We start from the raw sequence: 24,697 nt of genomic DNA on the forward strand, positions 1-24,697 counted from the left end.
AAAAAAATCCCGGGCGCGCCGGGATTTTTTTAATGTGATTGATCAACAAACAATATTGTATTGTTTATTTGCGCTCATGCTGCCGGCGCAATTGGCTTAATCCAGTCTTGATAAACGCCAGTAAATCATCGGGAAATAACGGTTTGGAAAAATAGTAACCCTGCACCAGATCTACGCCTAAATCATAAATTATTTTAAAATCCTCTTCCGTCTCCACACCTTCTGCAACGGTGGTGAGATTCAGATTTTTTGCGAGATCGACCGTGCTGGCTAAAATCGTCCGCTGTTGCGGCCGCGCAGCAGAGCGATGTACCAATGAGCGATCAATTTTTAATTCCGTTGCAGGCACACGCGAGAGCTGCTGCGCATTCGCAAAACCAGTGCCGTAATCATCAATCGCAATATGGAAACCTTTTAAGCGCAAGCGTGCGAGTGTGCGGATAGCGCTTGCCAATTCTCCGAGCAGCGCATTTTCCGTAATCTCAAAAGTCACGTCAGCGGGCGCTATGCCGTAATCTTCGGTGAGCTTGCACAACCACTCCACCATATCCGAATCTGCCAGTGAGAGCGGCGACAAATTAAACGCGAGATTGAAACGCAAACCGTAATTTTGCCAATTTTTTTTGTGCTGGAAAGCTACCTGCAGCAGATGCCGGGTAAGCGAATCAATCATGCCATGGCGCTCAGCCAAGGGGATAAAAACACCGGGGGAAATAGTGCCTTTGTGCGGATGTTTCCAGCGCGCCAAAGCCTCGACTCCTTTTAGCATCAACCCATGCACAGTGAGTTTGGGTTGGAATGCCAATGTCAATTCACCATTGGTAATTGCCTGCCCCAGCTCAACCGCGGTGACTTCATTCTCGGGCGCGGCTTTGGGCTCGGCGGCCTGGTTTTTTGCATCCTGGATAAAGCGCAGCAAACTGCATTCAAGCGCATCAGGCAGGAGCGGCTTTTGAAAAGTACCAAGCACATGCAAGCCGTCTGCTTCGGCCATGGTGCCGACGCTGGCAATTAAAATGGGATCTTTAGCGCTGAGGATAATGACGCTGCTCACATACTTTTTCTGCGCCATCGAACGGATTAATTCAACACCATCCATAATCGGCATTTCAAGGTCGATCAACACCACGTCCACACTGCACGATTCAAGCACCTGCAAGGCATCAACGCCATTGGCAGCGTCATGGAGATCGCTGACACCCAAGTCCTGGCACAACTCTTTGGCGTACTGGCGCTGGGTCAAACTGTCGTCAGTGACCAATACACTCAATTCGGAGATAACGGACTTCATGCCTTGCCCCCTAATACTGCGGGAATCTGGGATAAAGGCATAACTTCTTTCGCGGCACCGAGACTAATCGCCTCTTTCGGCATGCCAAAGACAACACAGGATTGCTCATCCTGCGCGATGGTTCTACAACCAACTTGCCGCATTTCCAATAAGCCTCTCGCGCCATCATCCCCCATGCCCGTCATGATGATGCCCATGGCATTGCGCCCGGCGGCGCGAGCAGCAGAGCGAAACAGAACATCGACTGACGGACAGTGGCGGTTCACGCTTGGGCCTCGAAATACCTTGGCAATATACTGGGCACCCGAGCGCTGTACTTCGAGGTGATGCCCGCCCGGTGCGATGAGCACTCGCCCGGGGATCAGGCGATCACCACTCTCCGCCTCTTTTACATCCACTTCACACAAACCATCCAAACGCTTGGCAAAGGCTGCGGTAAACTTTTCTGGCATGTGTTGCACCACAGCGATACCTGGGCAAGTGCGCGGAATTTTGCTGAGGATTTCCTCCAGCGCTTGTGTGCCACCTGTTGAAGTACCAATCACGATAATCGTATCGGTAGTGGCGGTCATAGAGACCAGATCCGAGGCAGGTATTAACGGCGCCGCTTTTTTGGTATCAACCGTCGCCACCCGACGCGACACATGAGCGCCGGCTGCACCGCGCACGGTTTGCCAGAGCAAATGTTTTGCCTCCAATAAAAAATCCTTAACGCCTAATTGCGGTTTGGTAATCACATCAATAGCACCCGCCGAGAGCGCCTGTAATGTCAGCTCGGCACCCTTCTCCGCCAACGACGAACAAATAATTACTGGCGTAGGTTTTTCATGCATCAGCTGGCGCAAGAAAGTCAAACCGTCCATGCGCGGCATTTCAATATCCAGCAAAATCACATCGGGCCATTTTTTTTGCATTTGCTGTTGGGCAAAAATGGGGTCCGACGCAGTAGCATAGACATTAATGTCCGGCGCTTCATTGAGCACGCCACTAAGCACTTGGCGCACAACCGCTGAATCATCCACTACCAACACATCAATTGTCATAATCTCTCAACTTTTCAGCGCGTTTTAAGTATCAATCGACTCAGTTACCAGAACACTTGCCCCGGCGATGCTGCAATTTATAAAGTATTGTCGATCAAACCGTTATTTCAATCATTCAAGGCTGATTCATCTGATAATGTTTTAACTGAATTTCACCGGTGTGTATAACCAACATTAACGAGCGGGAAATAGAGCCCCCCACATCGACGTGGAGAGGCTTGAGCTTTTCGCGTATTAGCCATTGGCGCGCATAAGCAATATTGTCGAAACCAATCGAGGTTGGCGTACTGTAGGCAAACATATCGCCACCGCCAAATATGCCGAGTTGGAATTCATTCATATCAGCATAAGCCTGCATCGAGCGTTTCATTTGTTCCAGAGCGTTATTGGCATAGCGACAATCACCTGCAATCATTCGCTGTTGGCTAGGCCCGCCACCCGCCGCAGGGGTATTTTTTTTATTTGGCTCAATGGCCAATAAGTAATGGCACATACCGCCAATTTTGAGTGCCGGATGCCACGCGGTTAACGCAACACAGGAACCCAACACGGTATGCAACCGCTCGTATTCAACACCGAAGTACCACTCGCCAGGATGTATGCTGTGCAATGGTTTGATAACCGTCGCGACGGCCATAGGTTCACCGCCCAGCCAAACGGTAAATGGCAGGTTTTACCGGCGTAAAACGGGTACTGATACCATGCAAACTTTCGGAATGGCCAACAAACAATATCCCACCTGGATTTAATTTATCGGCAATCCGCTCCAAAATTTTTGACTTGTTGTCATTCTCAAAATAAATCAATACATTGCGCAAAAACACCAGATCGAATTTTCCAATATCGGGAAAATCCTCATGCAAATTTAATGTAAAAAATTGCACTGCATCGCGCAACTCGGCAGTTACGCGCACATTACCTTGCTGGGGGCCAACACCTTTCCGGCAAAACCGGCGTAAATATTCAGGTGGAATATTTTTTACACGCACATCTGGATAAATACCAATTTTTGCTTGTTCAACAACAGTGCGGTTTACATCCGAACACAATAGTTCCCATTCACTGGGGCAGCGGTCGCGCAACACCATAGCGATACTGTAAGGTTCCTCACCGGTGGAAGAGGCTGCACTCCACACTCGGAAATTAGTACCCGGCCGCAATTTGGGCAGAATCTCTTCCTGCAAATAATCAAAATGTTTTTGCTCGCGAAAAAAATAGGTTTCGTTAGTAGTAATCAGTTCCAGCGCAATATTCAACTCGCCTTTGCCTTGAGGGCTCTGGATCAAGCGATAATAATCGCCAAAGCCTTTAACCTGACACGCCTGCAAACGCTTCCACAAACGATTACTTAACAACGCTTTTTTTTGTGCAGGTAAAAAAATCCCCAACTTATCCTGAATTAACTGCTGAAATAACTGGAACTCTTTATCTGAGGGGATAGGTGTTGCGCTGTCCATTTCCATAGCGTGACTCATCATTATTTACTTTTATCAGCACAGTTCATTTAATTCGTCCTGCGCTGTTTATCGCCAACCAATTTGAAATAAGTCATCGACTCCTGCAAACGCAGCGCCTGCGCACTCATCTCTTCCGACGTTGAACTCAACTCTTCAGATGCCGCCGCATTTTGCTGAAGGGTTTGACTGACTTGGCCAATTGCCAAATTGATCTGATTAACACCGGTAGTCTGCTCGCCTGAAGCCGCGGCTATTTCCTGAATTAAATCGGCAGTCTTGCGAATGGCGGGTACCACCTCTTGCAATAATTTTCCCGCACTATCCGCTTGTTTTACTGAATCGGTGGCGAGCGTACCTATTTCTTGTGCGGCTCGCTGACTGCGCTCAGCCAATTTGCGTACTTCCGATGCAACTACCGCAAACCCGCGCCCATGCTCACCGGCGCGTCCTGCTTCAATTGCCGCATTGAGCGCAAGCAAATTCGTTTGGTAGGCGATGTCATCAATCACACCGATTCGCTCGGCAATTTTTTGCATTGCATCCACAGTTCCTACCACCGCAGCACCACCAGAAGCAGCATCGTTCGCCGCCTTCTGTGCCATCCCATCGGTGACACGGGCATTTTCATTATTTTGTGCAATTGAGGCTGCCATTTGTTCCATCGAGGCTGATGTTTCTTCCACACTGGCTGCCTGCATAGAGGCACCTTTTGCAAGCGATTGCGCAGTTGCATTCACCTCTTCCGACGCTGAAGAAAGTGAATCTGCGGAAGAACGTACTTCCGCAATAATGTGCCCCAGTTGTTTACACATATTATCGACACTGGCTAGCAGTGAGCGATCATCGCCTGCGCGCAACTCAATCGCCACATCCAAATTGCCATCAGCTACCTGACTAACCACACTCGCGGTGTAAGCAGGCTCGCCACCCAAAGTGCGGAATAGATCGCGAAAGATATAAATTAACACGCCGAGAATAAATGCAATGGCCACCAATAAAATAATGCCGAAGGTGCGTAATGATGCGGAATAAAGGCGTGCAATTTCTTCATCGGTGCTGATGACCAATTGATTAAATTGCTCGCTCATTTGCTCTGATACCACGAGAATATTGGCGCCCAGAGCCGACACAATTCCCGCCGCACGTCCATCCACCTTCAAACCGGTAGCAGGGTCATTAAAATCAAACCGCTGCAGTGCGCGATTGTACCGGTCGAGCACACGGTCGTACTCTGCCAAAAAGTAAGTGAGCTCCTCAGAGTTTTGTCCTAATTTTTCCTGCAGCGCAATACCGGATTTTAAATTGGTTTTAACTTTTTCAGTGGACGCATTAAACGCTTTCAAATAGCGCTCATACTGGGACTTTTCATTGCCACTGATCATGATGTTTTTCCACGCTTGAATCTGGATGCGCAACTGCAGCGAGGAACTATCAACAGCAGAAAGCAAATCCGATTGCATCTGGATTTGTGTGAGCTTTTCATCAACTGTGGTGTTGTATTTTTGTAGCTGAAAAAGTGCAGACGCACCCAAACCAACCAAGCCGAGCATAATCAGGCAGGTCAGAATCATAAGCTTTGCTTTTAGACTGAGTTTGCTGAACATAAGCTGGCATCCTGTTTTATTTACCGACCGGATTAACTGTGGTTAGCAAAGAATAAGCAATTGTCTCTTAGGAATAGCGTACAAAGTCTTTATCCAGATCGTCATCACTCAGCATTTTCTTATCCGCTTTTTTGCGCGGTTGCGGCTGAGACTGAACATTGGCTTTTGGTGCGCGAGAATAAGAAGGGCGTGAATCCTGGTTACTCAGAGTGAAATAGCTCACGGCCTCTTGTAGACGCAATGCCTGTGAACTGAGTTCTTCTGACGTAGAACTTAATTCTTCGGCAGCAGCAGCATTCTGTTGCATGGTTTGGCTAACTTGACCAATAGCAGCGTTAATTTGATTAACACCCGCTGTTTGCTCAGTAGACCCGGCCGCAATTTCTTGCACCAAATCGGCGGTCTTGCGAATCGAGGGAACCATCTCTTGCAGGAGTTTGCCCGCGTTATCAGCTTTGCTTACCGTTTCACCCGCGAGCGAACCAATTTCCTGTGCAGCAACCTGGCTTCGCTCAGCTAACTTGCGTACCTCTGAAGCCACCACTGCAAAACCGCGCCCGTGTTCCCCGGCACGCCCTGCTTCAATAGCAGCATTAAGTGCGAGCAAATTTGTTTGGTAGGCAATGTCATCTATTACCCCAATACGGTCGGCGATTTTTTGCATAGCCTCGACAGTACTTGCCACTGCTGAACCACCAGTAGCCGCATCGATAGCCGCCTTTTGGGCCATTCCGTCAGTGATACTGGCGTTCTCATTGTTTTGCATAATGGAGGCAGACATTTCCTCCATTGATGCAGATGTTTCCTCCACACTTGCGGCCTGCACTGATGCGCCTTTTGCAAGTGATTGCGCCGTTGCGTTGACTTCTTCCGATGCAGAAGCCAAAGCATCGGCAGAACTGCGCACCTCACCTAACACTTGCGACAAGGTATTAGACATTTCGCGGATCGCCGCCAACATGCTGGAGCTATCACCTTGTCTGGTATTCACTTGCACAGTTAAATCACCCTCGGCGATTTTTGCTACAACAGCAGCGGCATAGTCTGGCTCACCACCCAATTGGCGCAGTAGATTCCGCGCAATGAAAAAACCAATTGCAGCAATTGCCAATAAAGTAACCACAGAGATAATGATGGAATAAGTCGTTGCCTGTGATTTAGTAGCTAACGCCAGATTTTTGGAATTTTCTGCTATCTCCATATTGTAAACAGCATGATTTTCAATTGCTGCAGACGCTGCCAATGCATCGGGTGTTGCAACCTCTAACAAATCCCGAGCCACCTCCAATTGATTTTTTTCTGAAGCGGCTATGATTGCAGGAACATGTGATAGGTAACGATCAAAACTCTTAATATTTTCTTCCAATAGCTTACGGTCTTTTTCATCAGCAAGCATGGTTTCATATTCTTTAAATCCCTCGCTAACCTTGGCAATTGCATCATTCATACTTGCTTCAAGCTTTTCCGATTGAGTGGTATCGGTATTGAGAATGTGACGATTAAGGCGGATACGCGTGCGGTATACATTGTTTTGTATTTCCGATAATAAGTGCATACTGGGAATAACATTTTCGTTACTGTAATTCGTCTGCTCAAAGACAGTATTGATTTGCACTTGCGCAGCACCAGCCAGAATAATAATTCCCAGCAATGCAGTAGCCACCAACAGCAGCATTTTTTTTGCGACAGTCATTTTCTAACTCCATTAACATCCATTGATCGCTTTGCCTAATAATTAAATCAAGCCGTTTCGTTGTCAGTTGTAACGTACAAAATTTTTATCTAATTCATCATCATTTACAGGATTCGTTTTATGGCTAACAGATTTCGGCTTATTACCTGCTGATGGCTTTTTGTTGGCGGGTTGAATAGTTTTTTTAGCACGATGGCTATCAAGCGTAAAATAGGTCATGGATTCCTGCAGGCGAATAGCTTGTGCACTCATTTCCTCAGATGTGGAGCTTAATTCTTCAGAAGCGGCGGCATTTTGTTGTAGTGTTTGGCTTACCTGACCAATCGCGCCATTAATTTGGGCAACACCAGCGTTTTGCTCAGAAGAGGCAGCCGCAATTTCCTGTACCAAATCAGCCGTTTTGCGAATGGCAGGAACCATATCGTTGAGCATGGTTCCCGCTAATTCAGCACGTTTAACTGTATCCAGTGCGAGTGTGCCAATTTCTTGCGCAGCTACCTGGCTGCGCTCAGCCAACTTGCGAACCTCTGATGCCACTACTGCAAATCCGCGCCCATGCTCTCCTGCGCGCCCGGCTTCAATTGCAGCGTTTAATGCGAGCAAATTGGTTTGGTAAGCGATGTCATCAATCACACTGATACGCTCCGCAATTTTTTGCATAGCTTCTACAGTACCCATTACCGCCTCACCGCCTGTAGCAGCATCACGTGCCGCTTTTTGAGCCATGCCATCAGTAATTTTGGCGTTTTCACTATTTTGCGAAATGGAGGCAGACATTTGCTCCATAGATGCAGAGGTTTCTTCAACGCTTGCCGCCTGCACTGATGCACCTTTAGCAAGGGACTGTGCAGTCGCATTGACCTCTTCAGAAGCAGATGAAAGTGCATCGGCCGAACTGCGTACATCGCCAATAATTTCAGCAAGCTGTTTGCTCATATTGGCCACACTCGCGAGCAGCGAACTCTTGTCGCCGTTTTTAAGATGGATATCAATATTAAGATGCCCGTCAGCCACTTGCGAAACCACACTCGCGGTATAGGCAGGCTCGCCACCAAGGAGTTTAAACATATCGCGGAATATAAATATCATTATTGCAATAATAATGGCCGATGCACCGAGGCAAATGATCAACAGCAGGCGCACGGTGTCGTTATAAATATTTTCAGTCTTCACATCCGAATCATGTAAAAACTGATCGAAGCCAGCAGTAGTAACATCTGCCAGTTCCTGCATTTGTTTGCTGGTTTCGCGATCCATACCGCTCACCAGTTTATCAACCACTTTTCCTGTGCCGGGATTTTCCTGATCATAACTTTTTAGAGCTTCGCGATAATTTTTCCCCAGCTGCACGTGCTCCTTCTGTAATAGGATTACCGCCTCAGTTGGAACCCCCTCTTCCTTTTGTAGCGCCAGTGCAGCAGAGAGATGCTTCTGTACGATTTCTTCAGACTTGATAAAACCATCAACATATTTGGTAAATTGTTCAGCGTCGTTGCCACGGATCAGAATATTTTTCCATTCTTGCACTTGGGTCTTGAAATTAATTGCCGCCGCTTGAATTTCGGCCAATATATCCGAGCGCCGTTGACTATGGGTGGCAGTATCATCCACGACGGCATTATAGGAGCGGATTTGCACATAGGCGGTAATCCCCAATGTAGATAAGCCAAGCACAATCAACGCGCTAAGCAATAATATTTTAAACTTCAAGGTGAGGTTGCTGAACATTACTAATCCCTCAAAAATTCTGAATTATTAACGGGAAGGGTTATTGCAACTGTGCTTCAACCAAATGAGCAAGCTCGCGGATAGACAAGGCGTTATTTGCGTCCAGCAATACCACAAACTCATCCTCTCGCTTGGCAATGCCCTGGATAAAATCGGCGCGGATATTGGCACCAAAAGAAGGGGCATCTTCAATATTTTCATCATTCATTTCGATCACTTCACTGACCGAATCAGCAAGCAACCCGAGCACATGGTTCTGTTCATTGTTTTGCAACTCAACTACAATAATGCAGGTTCGCTTTTGCACCTCGATTGATTTACGCCCCAAGCGCACTGCCAAATCAATAACCGGCACCACCTCACCACGCAGGTTAATAACCCCGCGCAAAAAATTGGGCATTAACGGCACTTCGGTGATGCCGCTGTACTCAATAATTTCGCGGGTTTGCGACAACTCCAACCCGTAGTTTTCATTACCAATGCGAAAGGTCAGGTACTGCTTGATGACTTCTACTGATTGAGTCTTTTTTTGTCTGCTTGGCTGGTTCATTCTTCCTGCTCCTGCGCACTTACCAAAAAGGCATTGTTGCGTAAATGTTCGCGATTAATTGCAAACCCGATTAACTGTTGGATATCCAGAATCAAGGCTACTGCCCCTGTACCCAAAAGACTGGAGCCGCCGATGCCTTTGAGTGCTTGAAAAATAGGCCCCATAGGTTTTACGACGGTTTGAATTTCGCCGTGCAGTTCATCAACCACTATGCCCGCACGTTTTTCACCAAATTGCACCACCACAATTTTTTCGCGACTGTGGTCTTTGGGCTGCAGTGAAAAAATTTCACGCAAGCGAATGTAAGGCACTTGCTCGCCACGCAAATTAACGCAATTCTGGCCTTGCACATGACTCAAGGAATTTAAATCCACACATTCAAGAATGGTGTTTTGCGGCACAATAAAATCAATATGGCCAGCCGTGACGTGGAAGCCATCAATGATTGCGAGGGTCAGGGGCAAACGAATACTAAAACTGGTACCCACGCCAATTTCACTTTCGATTTCAATGCCACCCTGCAACTCTTCAATATTGCGTTTGACCACATCCATGCCCACACCGCGGCCGGACAAGTTGGTCACCTGCTCAGCAGTGGACAAACCGGGATGGAAAATTAATTGGAACAACTCCTGACGCGAGAGATGGATACCCTCCTCCAAAATCCCATTGGCAATGGCTTTTTTGCGGATGCGCTCCACATCCAAACCACCACCGTCATCGTGGATGCCAATCACAATATTGCCCGCGTCATGACGCGCGGTAAGTTTGATGGTGCCGGAATCGGGTTTGCCGCGCGTTTGCCGCACTGCAATGGCTTCGATGCCGTGATCCATTGCATTGCGTACAATATGCATTAGTGGATCATTTAATTTTTCCACCATGGATCTATCCAGCTCGGTTTCCGCGCCTTCAATTTCCAGCTCGATTTCTTTGCCAATGGATTTGGCCGTATCGCGCACAACGCGTTTGAATTTTTGGAAAGTATCGCCAATCGGAACCATGCGTAAGGTGAGCGCCGCATCGCGGATCGCCTCAGTAAAGTTACCCATGGAAGTAACCGCTTCGATCAATGTTGGGTTACCCATTTTTGATGACAGCAAATCAACGCGCTGGCGATTAATAACCAATTCGCCAATTAAATTAATCAAAACATCCAAACGCTCGGCATCAACACGGATAAAACGATTTTCACCGCTGGTCTTTTTCTCGCTGATTTTCTTTTGCTTATCGAGCGCTGCGTTGACAATTTCGGGGGCGATCGATTGTTCTTCAATAAGAATATCGCCCAACATCCCCACCGCACCGGTGGTTTTTGCCTGCTGTTTTTGCGTTGCCAATGCAGCATCTAATTCCTGAAAGCTAATCGCATGGCTTTTTACCAAAATTTCTCCTAAGCGCTGGGTATTTTCAGGCAGGGACTTAATCAAATTGACATAGGCTTCGATATTGCTGCGCGGCGGAATCAATTTGAGATCCGAGTCGTCGCGCACAAACATAAACGCATCTTCAATTTGTTGCTGCGAGGCATTGCTTACCAGGGTAATTTCAAAACCGAGATACAGCTGCTCTGGATCGTAATCGTTATATTCGGGCAAGTGGTCGGTGATGGTGGTGATATGGGTAATGTCACCTAATGTGCGCAGAAAACGTAAAATAGACAGAGGATCCATGCCATTGCGTAACAAATCTGGCCCCAAGCGCACTGAGATATGCCAGGCATCGTGATTGGCCTCAGCACCACTACTTTTTTTCGGCGATGCGCCGATGACAGGTACACTGGCCACAGCAGGTTGTGGTACTGCTTCCAACCAAGGTTGCAATGAATCAAGTAGTGCTTTGCCTTGCGCAAGGCATTCTGCATCGTTTTCCTGTTCCTGCCGCGCATTTTCCACCAACACTGCGATGTGATCGCGACACGGCAAAAAAATACTCAGCAAATCGCTGGTGATGACAATTTTTCCGTCGCGCGCGCGATCCAATACGTTTTCCACAATATGCGTAAAACTGACAATATCATCCAACCCAAATAAACCGGCCGAACCTTTGATCGTATGTGCTGCACGAAAAATTTCATTGATGGTTTCCATATCCTTATCACCCTCATCCAAACGCAGCAATGCCGCCTCCATGGAGTTGAGCAAATCATCCGCTTCGGCGAAGAAGGTCTGTAAGGCACCGTCAAGATTCATAGTGGATTCCTTATGATTCCATAGCAAATTGGGTATTTACATCCAGCGCAGTCAACACACTTTCTACAGATTCATTGCTCTTGGTAATAAATAATGGACGGTGTACCGAAGCAAAAAACTTTTTCGCGAACAGCAGCAGCTGCACTCCCGCAGTATCTATTTCACCCACAGCGGCCAAATCCAGCGCGACCTTATCGGCCAATTTTTCATAATCGGCAAACAATTCGTCTTTGATATGGGCGACGTAATAAATAGTGAGGTCGCCTTCAAATATTAGCGTGGTTGTGTCCTTGCTCTTTTTGCGCGAAATATTCATGGCCTACCCCTATTAAAAAAATCCTGTAAAAGAGAGTTCCTATAAAATAGAGCTCCTATCAAATCAGCATGGAAACTGCTTGTAACATTTGTTCAGGGCGGAAGGGTTTAACAATCCAGGCTTTTGCACCTGCAGCCTGGCCTTCGCGCTTTTTCTCTTCTGCACCTTCCGTCGTGAGCATGATCACCGGGGTAAATTTGTAGTTGGCTTTTGTTTTCATTTCTTTCAAAAAGGTAATGCCATCCATATTGGGCATATTCACATCCGAGATCACCAAATTGATTTTTTGCCCATCCAATTTGGTTAGTGCATCTTTGCCATCACTGGCTTCAACAACGGTATAACCAGCACCGCGCAGCGCAATGCCCACCACTTGCCGCACGCTGGCAGAATCATCTACGACGAGAATTACTTTGGACATTCACTACTCCTAAAAAAACGTGATTTCTGAATTGTTTGAACCTTTGGCTTGTGCTCCGCTGCCGCGATGCACATCAACCTGCTCTAGTGTGGTATAAGTTTTTTGCAACGAACGCAGCCATTCACCGGTATCAATCGCAATCACCGGCTCACCGAGGCGCAAGCGGGTTTCCTGATCGGCAATCGCACCAACCAGTTTTTCCATATCATCAATGACGTGCCCCAGGATTTGGCTGACGCGATCCTGGAATTGCAAATTCACCAGCACCTCTTCAACACTCGATTGAACCGCTGCACTCTCCTGTTCCAAAACGTGTGCTGACTGCAAAATATGTTCACTGGAGTGCTGGAATTGTTCGAGCACTTGCGCGATGGAAGTTTCTGATTTTGTTAAGCGGGAATTATCTTCAGCAGCGTATTCAGCAGTTCTGTCCAATGTTGTTTGCAACGCAGAATTGACTTGCTCGATACGGCGACCAATACGTGCACCAGTTTCACCCGAGCGGGTAGATAGTGTGCGCACTTCATCAGCCACCACTGCAAACCCGCGTCCGTATTCACCGGCGCGCGCCGCTTCGATTGCAGCGTTGAGTGCAAGCAAATTGGTTTGCGATGCAATGCCCGCAACTTCTGCACTCATCCCGCTCAGTTCAACCGTGATTTTGGAGAGGCCGGAAATTTCTGTGAGCAATTCATCGCGCTGATCAATTGCCTGACGCAGTGTGTGGGTGATTTGGCTCAATTCATCGTTGGCGAAATGAATCACTCCGCCCAATCCATTATCACCTTTCATGCTACTTGCAGTAGACGATGAACTTGCCACCGCCGCTTGCAAGCGCTGATGGATATCGGAAAAACGCCCCACCAATTCGGTGATACTGCCTTCCAGTTGATGCCGCGCCAATTCAGTTTGACGCTGCCACAGCGGCAGGATTTCTTTCAGTAAATGCTGGTAGTTTTCCAGCAGCGGCCGATACATTTGCGCGAGTTGTTGCCCGCTTTGCGCTTGCGCCAAGGCCATCTGGGTATCGCTCTCGCGCTTTGCCGCTTGTACGACCTGCACTCCGGCAATTACCGCAGCAGACAATAGGGCTAACAGCAATAACGCCTTCCAGACCATCGACAATTCTGCAAGCGAAAGCAACAAGAGCGCAATCAAGCCCATAACTGCGATTGCCCCAATCACCACGACCTGTGATGAGCCGCGCTGCGTATGTGTAAGTGGGTAAGAAACGGGAGAGTTCCCGTGGAAGTAGCTGCTATTCATGGGTTGTATCCGTCAAATTCAATAGCAAAAACGCAGGATGTTGTAGGTCGTTATCCCTGCACACTTTGCTGCCATATGGGTTAACTAGGTATAGACGGGGTTTATATAGGTGTCAAAGAGGCTACTTTGAGTGAAATTACTCAGGACGACGCGGACTTAACACGGAAAATTGACGGCTCTATTCATGCTATTTCTTCGCAAAAAATCTGCTGGGTTTCGTGTTGGGGCACATAAAAAAACAGCGCAATGGAAAGATTCCATTGCGCTGTTTTTTGTTATCGATGGGAAATCGATTTGTATAAAGAGAAGAATACAGAGAAAACAGGCACTCCAGCCCCGCTAAAATACGGAGCCGGCAGCAACCGCAAGCCGATCAACCCGTATTGCGCATGCCCGCCGCGATACCAGCCATAGTTACCTTGAGTGCACGCTCAAGATCCGGGCTGATGGTTTCACTGCTGCGATAGCGCTTGAGCAACTCAGCCTGCAAGTAGTTCAGTGGATCGACATAAGGTTTACGCACTTCCAGCGATTGGCGCAGCATAGGGTCATCGTTCAACAACACATCCTGCTTTTTCATCTTGTTGATCAGGCCTTCGAGCGCTTTCAAATCGCCGCGCAACTCCTGACCCAAGCCACGATACTCCACCGGCACCAACTGCTCTTCGTAATAGGTACAGATAGGGCCGTCGGCCTTGCCGATCACCATTTCCAACAGATCGAGGAAGCTGGAGAAAAATGCCCAGTTGCTGACCATATCTTCCAGCAGCGCCGGGTCATGTTGCATCGCATATTCAAATGCCTGACGGGTACCCAGCCAAGCTGGCAGGTTCAGGCGCACTTGCGTCCAAGCGAATACCCAAGGAATGGCGCGCAGGCTTTCTACACCCCCAGTCGATTTACGTTTGGCTGGACGGCTGCCCAGTGCCAACAAGCTCAACTCTTGCTCGGGAGTCAGGTTGCGGAAGTAAGGTACGAAGTCTTTGTGACCGCGAACAACTGCACGATAAGCCTCAAGACTTGCCTTGCCCATGCGCTCGATCAGATCACGCCACTCGGGTTTAGGTGCAGCATTAGGTGCCATGGTCGCACGCATAGTCGCCACCACATAAGAAGAGAGGCTGCTGAAAGCGACACGCGGTAAACCGAATTTGTAGCGGATCATCTCGCCCTGCTCGGTTACGCGGATACGGCCTTTGACCGAACCCGGCGGTTGCGATGCCATGGCCTTTTCTACCGGACCGCCGCCGCGGCCAACAGTACCGCCACGCCCGTGGAACAGCACCAGGGATACATCGAATTTATCGGCCAGAGCGACCAATTTTTCCTGCGCCTTATATTGCGCCCAAGTTGCCGCCAGCTTGCCCGCATCTTTAGCGGAGTCGGAGTAGCCGATCATCACCGTTTGCTGTTGCGCAGAATACTGTTGATACCACTCCAGGTCCCACAAGCGCTCCATCACAATCGGCGCGCGGTCAAGGTCGTCGAGGGTTTCAAACAGCGGCACAATCGGCATATTCCAGGTCATGCCGCACTCTTTCAACAAGAGTGCTACCGCTAATACATCGGACGGTTGCTGAGCCATAGAAATAACGTAATGCGAGAGAATTTCACGCGGCTCCTGCGCCACCACGCGGCAGGTTGCCAGGACTTCGGCAGTTTCGTCGCTCATCGGCCAGCTAATCGGCAAGAGTGGACGCTTGCTGGTGAGGGATTCCAACAGGAACGCCTGACGTTTTTCTTCCGGCCACTCGCGGTATTCGCCAATGCCGAGATACTGCACCAACTCATCTATCGCCTGCACATGGCGGTCACCATCCTGACGGATATCGAGCGGCACAAGGTTGATGCCGAAGCAGTGAATACGGCGAATCGTATCGACCAGCGGACCATTGGCAATATGCGGTAAACCAACCTCGTTAAGTGAGCGGAAGCAGAGCATTAAAGGGGACAACAAATCTTCGCGGCTGGTGATTAGGTCAACCGGCACTTCTACCGAACGGCCTTGCAAGCGCGCTTCTGCCCACTCCAAAGTGGATTGGATACGGCGACGAAGATCAAACATCACATCGCGATACGGGGTGGTACTGTCAGGGTACTGGGCGCGCAACTCATCGCTCGCCTCGATCATACTCAGGTCGCCACCCAGGCTGTAGACATCGCGCGAATAGAGTTCAGCGGCCATCCAGCGGCCTAGCAACAACACTTCGCGGGTAATTTTGTGGGTTACATTCGGGTTTCCGTCGCGGTCGCCGCCCATCCATGAATAGAACTTGATGGGGCGGATATCCACCGGCAGCGACTCGCCCAAATGCCGGGTGCACATGCGATCCAAGTGGCGGATAAAGTCCGGCACTGCCTGCCAGAGGCTGTTTTCAATTACCGCGAAACCCCATTTGGCTTCATCCACTGCCGTTGGGCGGGTGGTACGGATTTCGTCGGTAGCCCAGATCTCTTCCACCAAGCGGTGCAGGCGGCCGCGTAGTTTGTCTTGTTCGAAGGTTAACAGGCTGCCGTTTTGGCGATCGGCCAGAGTATCGACTATTTGGTCATACTTGCGGATCAGGGTGCGACGGGTCACTTCGGTCGGGTGCGCCGTGAGTACCAATTCAATCCGCAGCTTGTTGATAATCTCGGTCAGGGCGTTTTTGCCGTGTACTTCGGCAAACTCCTGAATCATGGTTTGCAAACTGTCATCGCGCTCGGCTTCAGCGCTGGAGAAGTACTCCTGGTCGGCGATGTTCGCCAGGTTCAGGAATTGGTTAAAGGCGCGCACTATTGGCAGGATGTTCTGGTCATCCAGGCTGCTCAGCATCGCCACCAGCGGGGCAGAATCACCATTCTCCGCTTTGGTGATGGCCTTACCCAACTTGCGAATACCTTCTACCTTGGTAAACAGTTCTGCACCTTCGTGGGCATGAATCGTCTCACCTAAGAGCTCCCCCAGCAGGCGGACATTTTCGCGCAGGGTTTCAGGCAGCTTTAACATTGGGTTTCTCCAACAAATCGAGGGATTAAAAAACGCACAAGCGAATCACCAAAAGCGGGCGGCATTCTACGCCATCACCCCTTTTATGGGTAGAAAATGGCAGCAGGAATAGCTTACTTAATGATAAAAACTCGCGTTATAGAATTATTCGGGCTTTTTCGCGGCCGCGCAGATTACAAAGGTGCAGGCTGCGATGCAAGCGCACCAAACAAGAGCGGGCATGCCAAGCTCAGAAAATGCACAGAATTTACACCCAAAGGAGCTAACAATACGACGCCCACGGTGTCAGTCCACCAAAAAGCCACTGACAATGGCATCAACCAGTAACCCCATCCGGAAATAAAAACACAGCAGCGCTTTATTCCCCGATACACCAGGGACATCAGCAAATACTATGCCCATCAGCGGTAATAGCCGTAAGACATACTCCGCTTCCGCTTCAACAACTCTCTCCCAATTGCGACAAAATCGCTTTTATCCACAAAAGCTGTGAATAACTCTGTGCATGAACCTTTGGTAATAGCCGCCAACCCCCATTGGCTCTACCCCAAGTCGGGATGTTCAATTCGTGGGCGGCTTGAATTACATCACAATCAGCTACGCACCAATGCTTAATGTGTCGCCTAATAACTCTCTTGAACACCCAAAGGTGATCATCGTCTCGATCCAGGGAAAATGCGTCGGCGGGTCTGAGGCCAGTGGACTATCCTAATCTTTCGACAGCATAACTATGTCCCCACCGCTTCACCTATTTGCAACACAGGTTGAATTTCAACACTGGTAGTCAAAGGATAAGCCCATGCCCACAGACCGATTGATGCGCGATGCTATATCCCGCACCGCTATGTTGGGTGCAATGCTCCTTGCCTCGGATTCCTTCGCGCTCGCTGTGGTTGATTATTTTGAACTCACGCTTGAACAATTGTTGGAAGTCAAAGTACACAGCGCCGCTAAAAAGGCGGAAGCTGTAGCTGATGCCTCCGCCGCTATATACGTGGTAACCAGCGAAGACATTATCCGCTCCGGCGTCACCTCCATTCCCGACGCGCTGCGCATGGTGCCCGGCATGCAAGTCGCTCGTACCGATTCGAACAGCTGGGCAATCAGTATCCGCGGCTTTAATAACGGCCTTGCAAATAAATTGCTGGTACTTATTGATGGACGCACGATATACAACCCGGTGTTTGGCGGTGTGCTCTGGGAAGCGCACAACCTGATGCTGGAAGATGTTGAACGGATCGAGGTTGTGCGTGGTCCGGGCGGAACACTGTGGGGCGCCAACGCCGTCAACGGCGTAATCAATATCATCACCAAACATACAAGCGACACTTCGGGCAATCTCATCAGCGCAATTTACGGCAATGAAGAAAAGGGAACGTTGAGCACACGCCAGGGAGGCCACTTCGGCAGCAATAGCTCCTATCGTGTTTATGCCAATGTATTCAAACAGGACGCATCGCGCGCACCACCTGCTGCGGGCAGTGATAAACAACAAGACACCTACGATGAATGGAATGGATTCCGCACCGGTTTTCGCGCTGACTGGAGCGATGAATTTACCCTGCAAGGTGATGCCTATCGCACCGATACCGAACAACGGCGTCCACACTTTTCATTAATCGCACCTTACATGCCAATCAAACAACAAATTATTCGCTATGACGGGATCAATCTTTTAGGACGTTGGACCGACAAACATCATGATGGCTCACTGCTGAGCATTCAAACTTATGTTGATTGGGCCAGACGCGACGAGCCCTTTAATTTTATTGATGACCGCATCACTTACGACCTCGACGCACAATACAATTTTGCGCCCCTGTCAGCACACGACATTATTCTTGGTGCCGGGTATCGCTATCTCACCGATGATGAACAAGGTGATAACAATACCGCCTTCACTCCACAGAAACGCCGCAACAGCCTCTATAGCGCTTTTGTGCAAGATAAAATTACGCTTGCACCGGAAGCCTGGTTTTTAACCCTGGGCGCTAAATTTGAACACAATGAATTCTCCGGTTTTGAATTCCAACCCAACGCACGCTTGCAATGGCACCCTGGCCAAAACCAAACGCTCTGGGCTTCAGTGTCTCGCGCAGTGCGCACACCAACTCCCATCGAAGAAGACTTAACTAGCACACTTGCCACTGCGGCCAATGTGCGCGCTGCTTTTGTTCCCAATGACGATTTTAAATCAGAAAAACTCACGGCTTATGAATTAGGTTATCGCCAGCAATTAGCGCCCGCAATATCAGTCGATGTGGCCGCATTTTACAATGATTATGACTCACTCAGCACAACCATGGCCGACCCGGAAAATGTGCAGCTAGTAAACAATGGAATTGATCCACCCCATATTTTTATTCCCTTTATATTTACCAATAACATGCAGGGGACATCAGAGGGAATTGAAACCGCAATCAATTGGGCAGTTAATCCCAATTTAAAAATCGCGGCCAATTACAGCTACTTACAGCTGTCACTCAGGGCGCTTGATCCAACACAAGAGGAGGCAGAAAAATTAGCGCCAGAACATCAGGCAGGGTTAAAAATCTTCTGGAATATTAACCACAACTGGACACTGGATACTACCGCTACTTATGTCGATGAATTACCTGCAAGCAAAGTGGACAGCTACCTGCGCCTCGATATTAATCTCGGCACCCAGCTAAGCAAAACCCTGCGTTTGAATATCACCGGACAAAACCTGACAGACAGCAGTCACCGCGAATTCAACAAAGCCGATAATATTAATGCAGGAGAAATTGAACGCAACATTTTCGCCAAATTGACCTGGCAATTTTAATCTCACCGGCACTGCCCGCATTTACCTGCAACTCACACCAATCTGAATCCGCTCAAGCGCACTTGACGCCTCAATCACCCTTCGTACCTGTGCGTTATTCTCCAGCGTAAAGTCGAACGCAAAAACACCACATTGGCGAAAAGTCGTACTGGAATTTTGTTGTAAGGGTCGTAGACTCGACCTCCGAATAGAAATTTGAATCGCAACTGCGCAGTGCATTTTTATTCGCTCAAAAACATTTATTGGTTTTTGAACAATTCCAACAACCTTGATCAGAGATGGAGATTGAAAGTGAAAATAATCAATAATCAACCCGCTGTTTCATGCATTAAAGCATTTAATACATTTAGTTTATCGGCTGTGCTGGGAGCAGCAACCTTGCTCGGCGCAATTGAAGCCAGTGCCCACGGTTATGTTTCCAGCCCCAAAAGCCGTGCGTTCTTGTGTACGTCTGCACAAGGTGGCGGCAGCTCACCCGCGTGCCAAGCGGCTGCGGCTGCAGGCAACTCAAGCCAATATGAACCCCAATCCATCGGTATTGGCGGCGCTAATGACAATCACCAAGGCCTGATTCCCGATGGCAAACTCTGTAGCGCAAATATTGGCAGCATGAACGGATTAAACCTCGCCCGCGGCGATTGGGGTGCAACCACCGTCAGTGCAGGCACACGTGCATTTGTGTGGACCAACACCGCACAACATAAGACAAAATATTTCCGCTATTACATTACCAAGCAGGGTTTTAACCCGGCGACAACTCCGTTGAAGTGGTCTGATCTGGAACAAATCCATCAATCAGGCCCAGCTGATCGCGAAGCCACATCCACGCACATGGTTAATTTGCCCGCACGTACTGGCCGTCATATTGTGTACAGCATTTGGCAACGCGATCCGGTAACAGATGCACCGGAAGCCTTCTATCAATGTATTGATGTTGTGTACGGCACCTCTAACAGCTCCGTCCCTGTAGCCTCATCATCCGCACCATCGTCGGTTGCGGTGACCAGTTCATCAACTGGAACTACCTCCAGTATTTCCAACAATACCTGTGCCGGTTTGCCCACCTGGAATGCCGCAACTGTCTACAACAAACCGCAGCAAGTGCAACACAACAGCAAGCGCTATCAGGCAAACTATTGGACGCAGGGTAATGACCCAGCGCTCACCTCTGGCCAATACAACTATTGGTTGGATTTGGGTGCCTGTAGCGAAGGCGGCACCTCCAGCGTGTCATCCGCTGTTGTGGCCAGCAGCTCGCGCTCATCAGTTGCCTCTTCCGTCTCAACCGGTAACTGCACATCGCCTGCATACGTGAATGGGGCTACCTATGCAACCGGCGCCAAAGTCGTTAACGCTGGCAATGAGTATCAATGCACCGTGGGCGGCTGGTGTTCACAAGGCGGTGCCTATGCACCAGGCACTGGCTGGGCGTGGACTAACGCCTGGACACTGGTGCGCAGCTGTCAATAAAAAATAGTTTGATGTGAAGTGAAAAACGGCAGCCTCGGCTGCCGTTTTCTATTGGCTGAATACAATTTTGTGAAATAAAAATAATGGCGCTGATTGATATTGGGCCATCCAAAAAATTTGGCAACAAACCCTTGGCAGCAAGTTCAAATAAAGCTGACGATATATATTTTAATAAACGTGGATATAGATGGCCGACACCTACTTTAAATATTTCCCGTATCTCCAGCAGGATGCTCTTTAAACCAGGCCGCAATATCTGGCATCGCTTGCTCAAAATTACCCGGCACAGAAAAATTAAGCACACCTGCTTTTGCATCGCTGCGATTTTCAAAATCGTGAGTCACACCTGCCGGAATTAAAATAAAAGACCCTTGCCCGGCATGAGTCCACTCATTGCCCATCAGAAAACTCACTACACCTTCGATAACGTAAAAAATATCGTCTTCATCATGACTGTGTGCCCCAGGCCCTTGAGTGTGAGGATCTAACCACCACTCGGAAATGGAATAGCGTCCAGCAGTTTCTTCGCCATCTGCTTTGAACAACGCGGAGATTCTACCCATCGGATAGGCGCGCCCTTCGCCGGGTTTAAGAAAAATCGGTTTGGGTGGTTGAACATCCATTACTGGCTCCGCATAATTTTTTACGCTCGAATTAGACACCGACCAACAATAAGCTTGCAAGATAAACAAGCGAAGTGCTATGGTTTAGCAATGACCGACTGCAAAAATATTTCCCATCATATTACGCCACCTCGCGCGCAGGAATGCAATTCCATTCGCGCCTTTGTCGTTTGTGGCGATTAAGCTTTTTACTGCTTAATCGCCCACCATCAAAATCTCTTAAACACTCATTCTTTCTCGCTGATGTATCCCCAGCGTGTACATGTTTTATTTTTGGAGAAATCCATGCGTACCAAAAAAGCAATTTCACTCATCGTTTCACAACCAGATTATTTACAACTTACGAAGTTAATTGAACAGCACAACACCCCCGAAGCAGAAGCATTAGATGTTGAACTGAGCCGCGCTGACATAGTGCCAGAAAAAGATATTCCAGCCGATGCTGTAGCGATGGGTTCAACAGTTACATTTGTTGACTTGGATTCAAACGAAGAAAAAACTATTAGTCTGGTGTACCCAAACGAAGCTAATGTTACGCAAATGAAAATATCGATTTTATCGCCGGTAGGCAGTGCATTAATTGGTTTGCGTATTGGCGGCAATATTGATTGGCCAGTACCGCAAGGAAAAGTCCGGCGGTTGAAAGTTATCGCGGTACAGCACCCGGTATAGATCCACAAAAAACTATCGGATTTAATTATACCAGCGCGCTAGAGGTATCTACGCGCGATCACCCATTCGAATCCGGACACTTCAAGCTGCACTGTAATCCCCTGTAATGGCAATTCCCCGCAAATCGCGATATCCAGAAAAAATGCTCTAATGATATCGCGTTCTATATTTTCATCTTTTAATTTTCAATCTCAAACAGAAATTATCACTTTTTATTTCGAATCAGACTAACTACTGTTTCAAAATCATGGCGCCTCCAGCCACATTTTTACGCCGCGATCTTTCCTTTTCTATACTGAAATGGCAAAACTGCTCCGCTAAAGCAAAACAAATATGAGGATGCGCTGATGAAGTGCCCGGCGATATTTCCGAACGAATCCGAACGATTGAAAGCATTAGCAGGCTACGGACTCGATGAAGAGCAAATGCTGAAAAGCCTTGATCCCGTTGTCCATATTGCATCGCGTATGTTTGATATGCCGGTTGCAGCAGTCAATATGATTGGCAGTGACCATGTTTTTTTTGCCGCAAGTGTCGGTGTGGGTAAAGTGGATATGCGCCGCGATGTTTCATTTTGCGCTCATGCGATTACCCAAGCCGATGTGATGGTGGTGCCCGATGCAACCCTCGACGAGCGCTTCCACGACAATCCTTTGGTGACTGGCGACACCAATTTGCGCTTTTATGCTGGAGTGCCTCTGTTCTCACCCGAAGGGCTAGCACTGGGTGCGCTCTGTGTGATTGATGACAGACCTCATAACGATTTCTCACAAGAGGATCGCCAACGCTTGCAGGAGCTGGCGAAAATGGCCGCTGACCGTTTGGAATTGCGGCGTATTGAAGTATCAACCGAACGAACCAGACCGCCCTTTGAAGAATACGCAGGCCATTCTTCCACACCCGTCGTCTGGTTTGATGAACACTTACAGATTATCGAATGGAACCAGGCGGCAGCCAGTGCACATGGCTACCAGCTGCGCGATAAAAGAGCGCTGCAATTTGACCTACTCTTGCCCGAACGTGAGCGCGCCAACTTCCGCGAGCTAATCGGGCATGCAATCGAAGCCGGTTCACTCGACCACATTGACGTACCGCTGGAAGCTACCGGGTTGCGTTACGACGATAGCGAGTTTCGTATTGGTTTTTCACTGTTTGGCTGGCGCGATGCGGGCCATATGAAATTTGAAGCCATTCTTAAAGACCTGACATCGCAGCAGCGCGAAGAAGAAGAGTTGCGTCAGCAAGCTAATATTGATGGGCTTACAGGTCTTGCCAATCGCGGAAAATTTTATCGCTCGGTAGAAGAAGTTCTGCTCAGCCCCGCCCCGGCAACAGTATTGATGATCGATCTCGATGGATTCAAGGATGTGAACGATACCCTTGGCCATACCTTGGGCGATGCCATCTTGTGCGAAGTCGCCAATCGATTACAGCAATTGGCAACCAACAATGATTTGGTGGCGCGCATCGGTGGCGATGAATTCGCCATCCTGTTAGCAGGCGTGACCGATTCACACGCAGCAGTGCAGCGGGCAGATGCGATGATTCATGCGATTACTCAACCCATTACTATCGATGGAAATGAAGTTCGCGTTGCCGCGAGCTGCGGCTTGGCACTTGCCCCCACTCAAGCGCAAGAAGCGTTGGAATTGGTGGGCAATGCGGATCTGGCATTGTTCAAAGCAAAGAGCACCGGACGCGGACGCGTATTTATGTTTGTCCCTGCACTGCGGATGGAAGCGACGGCGCGTCGCCTGTACGGGCTCGAATTACATCGTGCAGTTGATAAAGGGGAATTTGTCATGTTCTATCAACCGCAAATCAGCATGGTCGATGGTTCCATCACCGGCGCCGAAGCCTTGATCCGCTGGCACCACCCGGAGCGGGGAATATTGTTTCCCGCTGCTTTTTTACCCGCACTGGAAGGTGGCCCCTTGGCAGCAACTGTCGGCGCGTGGATTCTCAATGAAGCCTGCGCGCAAGCCGCTTACTGGCGCCGCAACGGAGCGCCGCGCTTTCGCATCGGCGTAAACCTGTGCAGCGCGCAATTCCGTGTAGGGGATTTAGCCACTGAAGTGATAGAAATCCTGACGCGCCACGGATTACCAGCAGAAGCTTTAGAGTTGGAAGTCACCGAAAATATTGTGCTCGACAACGACGATATTGTGCTGGAAATTTTACAGCGCTTGCACGCGCACGGTGTAGGTATCGCGTTTGATGATTTCGGAACAGGTTACGCCTCGCTCAGCCTGTTGAAGTCCTATCCGCTTTCCCGCATTAAAATTGATCAATCATTTGTGCGCGGCATTTTGACATCCAAGCGCGATGCATCAGTGATTCGCGCAATTATCGACATGGCAAAGAGTTTTGATTTGGAAACCATCGCTGAAGGCATTGAAGGAGAAGCAGAATACAATTACCTGCGCAATGAAAAATGCGATGAAGGACAGGGATATTTTTTTGGCAAACCTATGTCAGCACCGCAATTTGAATTGCTGCTGGGCATTGGAAATTCAGCGCGGGCAATTGCATAAAAATACAAAAGCCCCGCCATTTTGAGCGCGGGACTTTTGTGA

General features: G+C 48.8%; 18 protein-coding genes. 4 read left to right on the forward strand and 14 right to left on the reverse strand.

Features of this window, described 5'->3' with window-relative positions; translation table 11 throughout:
* Positions 1-64: 64 nt before the first annotated feature.
* The 13 genes from J2X05_RS17600 to ppc form a co-directional block, all read right to left on the reverse strand.
* Complete coding sequence (locus tag J2X05_RS17600; protein ID WP_310074981.1) at positions 65-1,291, reverse strand: EAL domain-containing response regulator; 1,227 nt, start codon at positions 1,289-1,291, stop codon at positions 65-67.
* On the reverse strand, positions 1,288-2,334 hold the full coding sequence (locus J2X05_RS17605; protein ID WP_310074984.1) for a protein-glutamate methylesterase/protein-glutamine glutaminase: 1,047 nt from the start codon (positions 2,332-2,334) through the stop codon (positions 1,288-1,290). The genes J2X05_RS17600 and J2X05_RS17605 overlap by 4 nt, the downstream gene beginning before the upstream one ends.
* 115 nt (positions 2,335-2,449) lie before the next feature.
* Positions 2,450-2,971, reverse strand: coding sequence for a chemotaxis protein CheD (locus J2X05_RS17610; protein WP_310074985.1), 522 nt, complete (start codon positions 2,969-2,971; stop codon positions 2,450-2,452).
* 4 nt (positions 2,972-2,975) lie between these two features.
* Complete coding sequence (locus J2X05_RS17615) at positions 2,976-3,797, reverse strand: CheR family methyltransferase (protein WP_310074987.1); 822 nt, start codon at positions 3,795-3,797, stop codon at positions 2,976-2,978.
* Between the two features lie 41 nt (positions 3,798-3,838).
* Entirely contained in the window at positions 3,839-5,362 is a 1,524-nt protein-coding gene (locus J2X05_RS17620) for a methyl-accepting chemotaxis protein (RefSeq protein ID WP_310074989.1), read from the reverse strand.
* Positions 5,363-5,462: 100 nt separating this feature from the next.
* Positions 5,463-7,088: a methyl-accepting chemotaxis protein gene (locus J2X05_RS17625; protein ID WP_310074992.1), complete on the reverse strand. Its 1,626-nt coding sequence runs from the start codon at positions 7,086-7,088 to the stop codon at positions 5,463-5,465.
* Between the two features lie 63 nt (positions 7,089-7,151).
* Entirely contained in the window at positions 7,152-8,816 is a 1,665-nt protein-coding gene (locus J2X05_RS17630; protein WP_310074994.1) for a methyl-accepting chemotaxis protein, read from the reverse strand.
* Between the two features lie 40 nt (positions 8,817-8,856).
* Positions 8,857-9,366, reverse strand: coding sequence for a chemotaxis protein CheW (locus J2X05_RS17635; protein WP_310074996.1), 510 nt, complete (start codon positions 9,364-9,366; stop codon positions 8,857-8,859).
* Complete coding sequence (locus tag J2X05_RS17640; RefSeq protein WP_310074998.1) at positions 9,363-11,558, reverse strand: chemotaxis protein CheA; 2,196 nt, start codon at positions 11,556-11,558, stop codon at positions 9,363-9,365. The genes J2X05_RS17635 and J2X05_RS17640 overlap by 4 nt, the downstream gene beginning before the upstream one ends.
* A gap of 10 nt (positions 11,559-11,568) precedes the next feature.
* On the reverse strand, positions 11,569-11,874 hold the full coding sequence (locus tag J2X05_RS17645; RefSeq protein WP_310075000.1) for an STAS domain-containing protein: 306 nt from the start codon (positions 11,872-11,874) through the stop codon (positions 11,569-11,571).
* A 58-nt stretch (positions 11,875-11,932) separates the two neighbouring features.
* On the reverse strand, positions 11,933-12,295 hold the full coding sequence (locus J2X05_RS17650; RefSeq protein WP_133685375.1) for a response regulator: 363 nt from the start codon (positions 12,293-12,295) through the stop codon (positions 11,933-11,935).
* Between the two features lie 9 nt (positions 12,296-12,304).
* On the reverse strand, positions 12,305-13,561 hold the full coding sequence (locus tag J2X05_RS17655; RefSeq protein WP_310075003.1) for a methyl-accepting chemotaxis protein: 1,257 nt from the start codon (positions 13,559-13,561) through the stop codon (positions 12,305-12,307).
* Positions 13,562-13,934: 373 nt separating this feature from the next.
* Positions 13,935-16,550: a phosphoenolpyruvate carboxylase gene (gene ppc, locus J2X05_RS17660; protein ID WP_310075005.1), complete on the reverse strand. Its 2,616-nt coding sequence runs from the start codon at positions 16,548-16,550 to the stop codon at positions 13,935-13,937.
* Positions 16,551-17,349: 799 nt separating this feature from the next.
* On the opposite strand from ppc, the gene J2X05_RS17665 reads away from it, so the two are divergent.
* On the forward strand, positions 17,350-19,356 hold the full coding sequence (locus J2X05_RS17665; RefSeq protein WP_310075007.1) for a TonB-dependent receptor plug domain-containing protein: 2,007 nt from the start codon (positions 17,350-17,352) through the stop codon (positions 19,354-19,356).
* Between the two features lie 291 nt (positions 19,357-19,647).
* Positions 19,648-20,826 (forward strand): lytic polysaccharide monooxygenase auxiliary activity family 9 protein, encoded by a 1,179-nt coding sequence (locus J2X05_RS17670; protein ID WP_310075008.1) that lies wholly within the window; start codon positions 19,648-19,650, stop codon positions 20,824-20,826.
* A gap of 203 nt (positions 20,827-21,029) precedes the next feature.
* Here the strand turns inward: J2X05_RS17670 and J2X05_RS17675 are convergent, their stop codons facing one another.
* Positions 21,030-21,449 (reverse strand): cupin domain-containing protein, encoded by a 420-nt coding sequence (locus tag J2X05_RS17675; RefSeq protein ID WP_310075009.1) that lies wholly within the window; start codon positions 21,447-21,449, stop codon positions 21,030-21,032.
* A 285-nt stretch (positions 21,450-21,734) separates the two neighbouring features.
* Between J2X05_RS17675 and rnk the strand changes: the two genes are divergently transcribed.
* Both rnk and J2X05_RS17685 read left to right on the forward strand, forming a co-directional pair.
* Positions 21,735-22,121 carry a nucleoside diphosphate kinase regulator gene (gene rnk, locus J2X05_RS17680; protein WP_310075010.1) on the forward strand — a complete coding sequence of 129 codons (387 nt, stop codon included), beginning with the start codon at positions 21,735-21,737 and terminating at the stop codon, positions 22,119-22,121.
* 347 nt (positions 22,122-22,468) lie between these two features.
* Positions 22,469-24,655: a putative bifunctional diguanylate cyclase/phosphodiesterase gene (locus J2X05_RS17685; RefSeq protein ID WP_310075012.1), complete on the forward strand. Its 2,187-nt coding sequence runs from the start codon at positions 22,469-22,471 to the stop codon at positions 24,653-24,655.
* The last annotated feature ends 42 nt before the right edge of the window (positions 24,656-24,697 follow it).

The sequence above is a fragment of the Cellvibrio fibrivorans genome (genome assembly GCF_031457055.1).
GTDB classification, from domain to species: Bacteria; Pseudomonadota; Gammaproteobacteria; order Pseudomonadales; family Cellvibrionaceae; genus Cellvibrio; species Cellvibrio fibrivorans.

Excerpts from the sequence above, each read along its gene's own strand:
- J2X05_RS17600 (WP_310074981.1), bottom strand. The coding sequence starts at position 1,291 with ATGAAGTCCGTTATCTCCGAATTGAGTGTATTGGTCACTGACGACAGT.
- J2X05_RS17605 (WP_310074984.1), bottom strand. The coding sequence starts at position 2,334 with ATGACAATTGATGTGTTGGTAGTGGATGATTCAGCGGTTGTGCGCCAA.
- J2X05_RS17610 (WP_310074985.1), bottom strand. The coding sequence starts at position 2,971 with ATGGCCGTCGCGACGGTTATCAAACCATTGCACAGCATACATCCTGGC.
- J2X05_RS17615 (WP_310074987.1), bottom strand. The coding sequence starts at position 3,797 with ATGGAAATGGACAGCGCAACACCTATCCCCTCAGATAAAGAGTTCCAG.
- J2X05_RS17620 (WP_310074989.1), bottom strand. The coding sequence starts at position 5,362 with ATGATTCTGACCTGCCTGATTATGCTCGGCTTGGTTGGTTTGGGTGCG.
- J2X05_RS17625 (WP_310074992.1), bottom strand. The coding sequence starts at position 7,088 with ATGACTGTCGCAAAAAAAATGCTGCTGTTGGTGGCTACTGCATTGCTG.
- J2X05_RS17630 (WP_310074994.1), bottom strand. The coding sequence starts at position 8,816 with ATGTTCAGCAACCTCACCTTGAAGTTTAAAATATTATTGCTTAGCGCG.
- J2X05_RS17635 (WP_310074996.1), bottom strand. The coding sequence starts at position 9,366 with ATGAACCAGCCAAGCAGACAAAAAAAGACTCAATCAGTAGAAGTCATC.
- J2X05_RS17640 (WP_310074998.1), bottom strand. The coding sequence starts at position 11,558 with ATGAATCTTGACGGTGCCTTACAGACCTTCTTCGCCGAAGCGGATGAT.
- J2X05_RS17645 (WP_310075000.1), bottom strand. The coding sequence starts at position 11,874 with ATGAATATTTCGCGCAAAAAGAGCAAGGACACAACCACGCTAATATTT.
- J2X05_RS17650 (WP_133685375.1), bottom strand. The coding sequence starts at position 12,295 with ATGTCCAAAGTAATTCTCGTCGTAGATGATTCTGCCAGCGTGCGGCAA.
- J2X05_RS17655 (WP_310075003.1), bottom strand. The coding sequence starts at position 13,561 with ATGAATAGCAGCTACTTCCACGGGAACTCTCCCGTTTCTTACCCACTT.
- ppc (WP_310075005.1), bottom strand. The coding sequence starts at position 16,550 with ATGTTAAAGCTGCCTGAAACCCTGCGCGAAAATGTCCGCCTGCTGGGG.
- J2X05_RS17665 (WP_310075007.1), top strand. The coding sequence starts at position 17,350 with ATGCCCACAGACCGATTGATGCGCGATGCTATATCCCGCACCGCTATG.
- J2X05_RS17675 (WP_310075009.1), bottom strand. The coding sequence starts at position 21,449 with ATGGATGTTCAACCACCCAAACCGATTTTTCTTAAACCCGGCGAAGGG.
- rnk (WP_310075010.1), top strand. The coding sequence starts at position 21,735 with ATGCGTACCAAAAAAGCAATTTCACTCATCGTTTCACAACCAGATTAT.
- J2X05_RS17685 (WP_310075012.1), top strand. The coding sequence starts at position 22,469 with ATGAAGTGCCCGGCGATATTTCCGAACGAATCCGAACGATTGAAAGCA.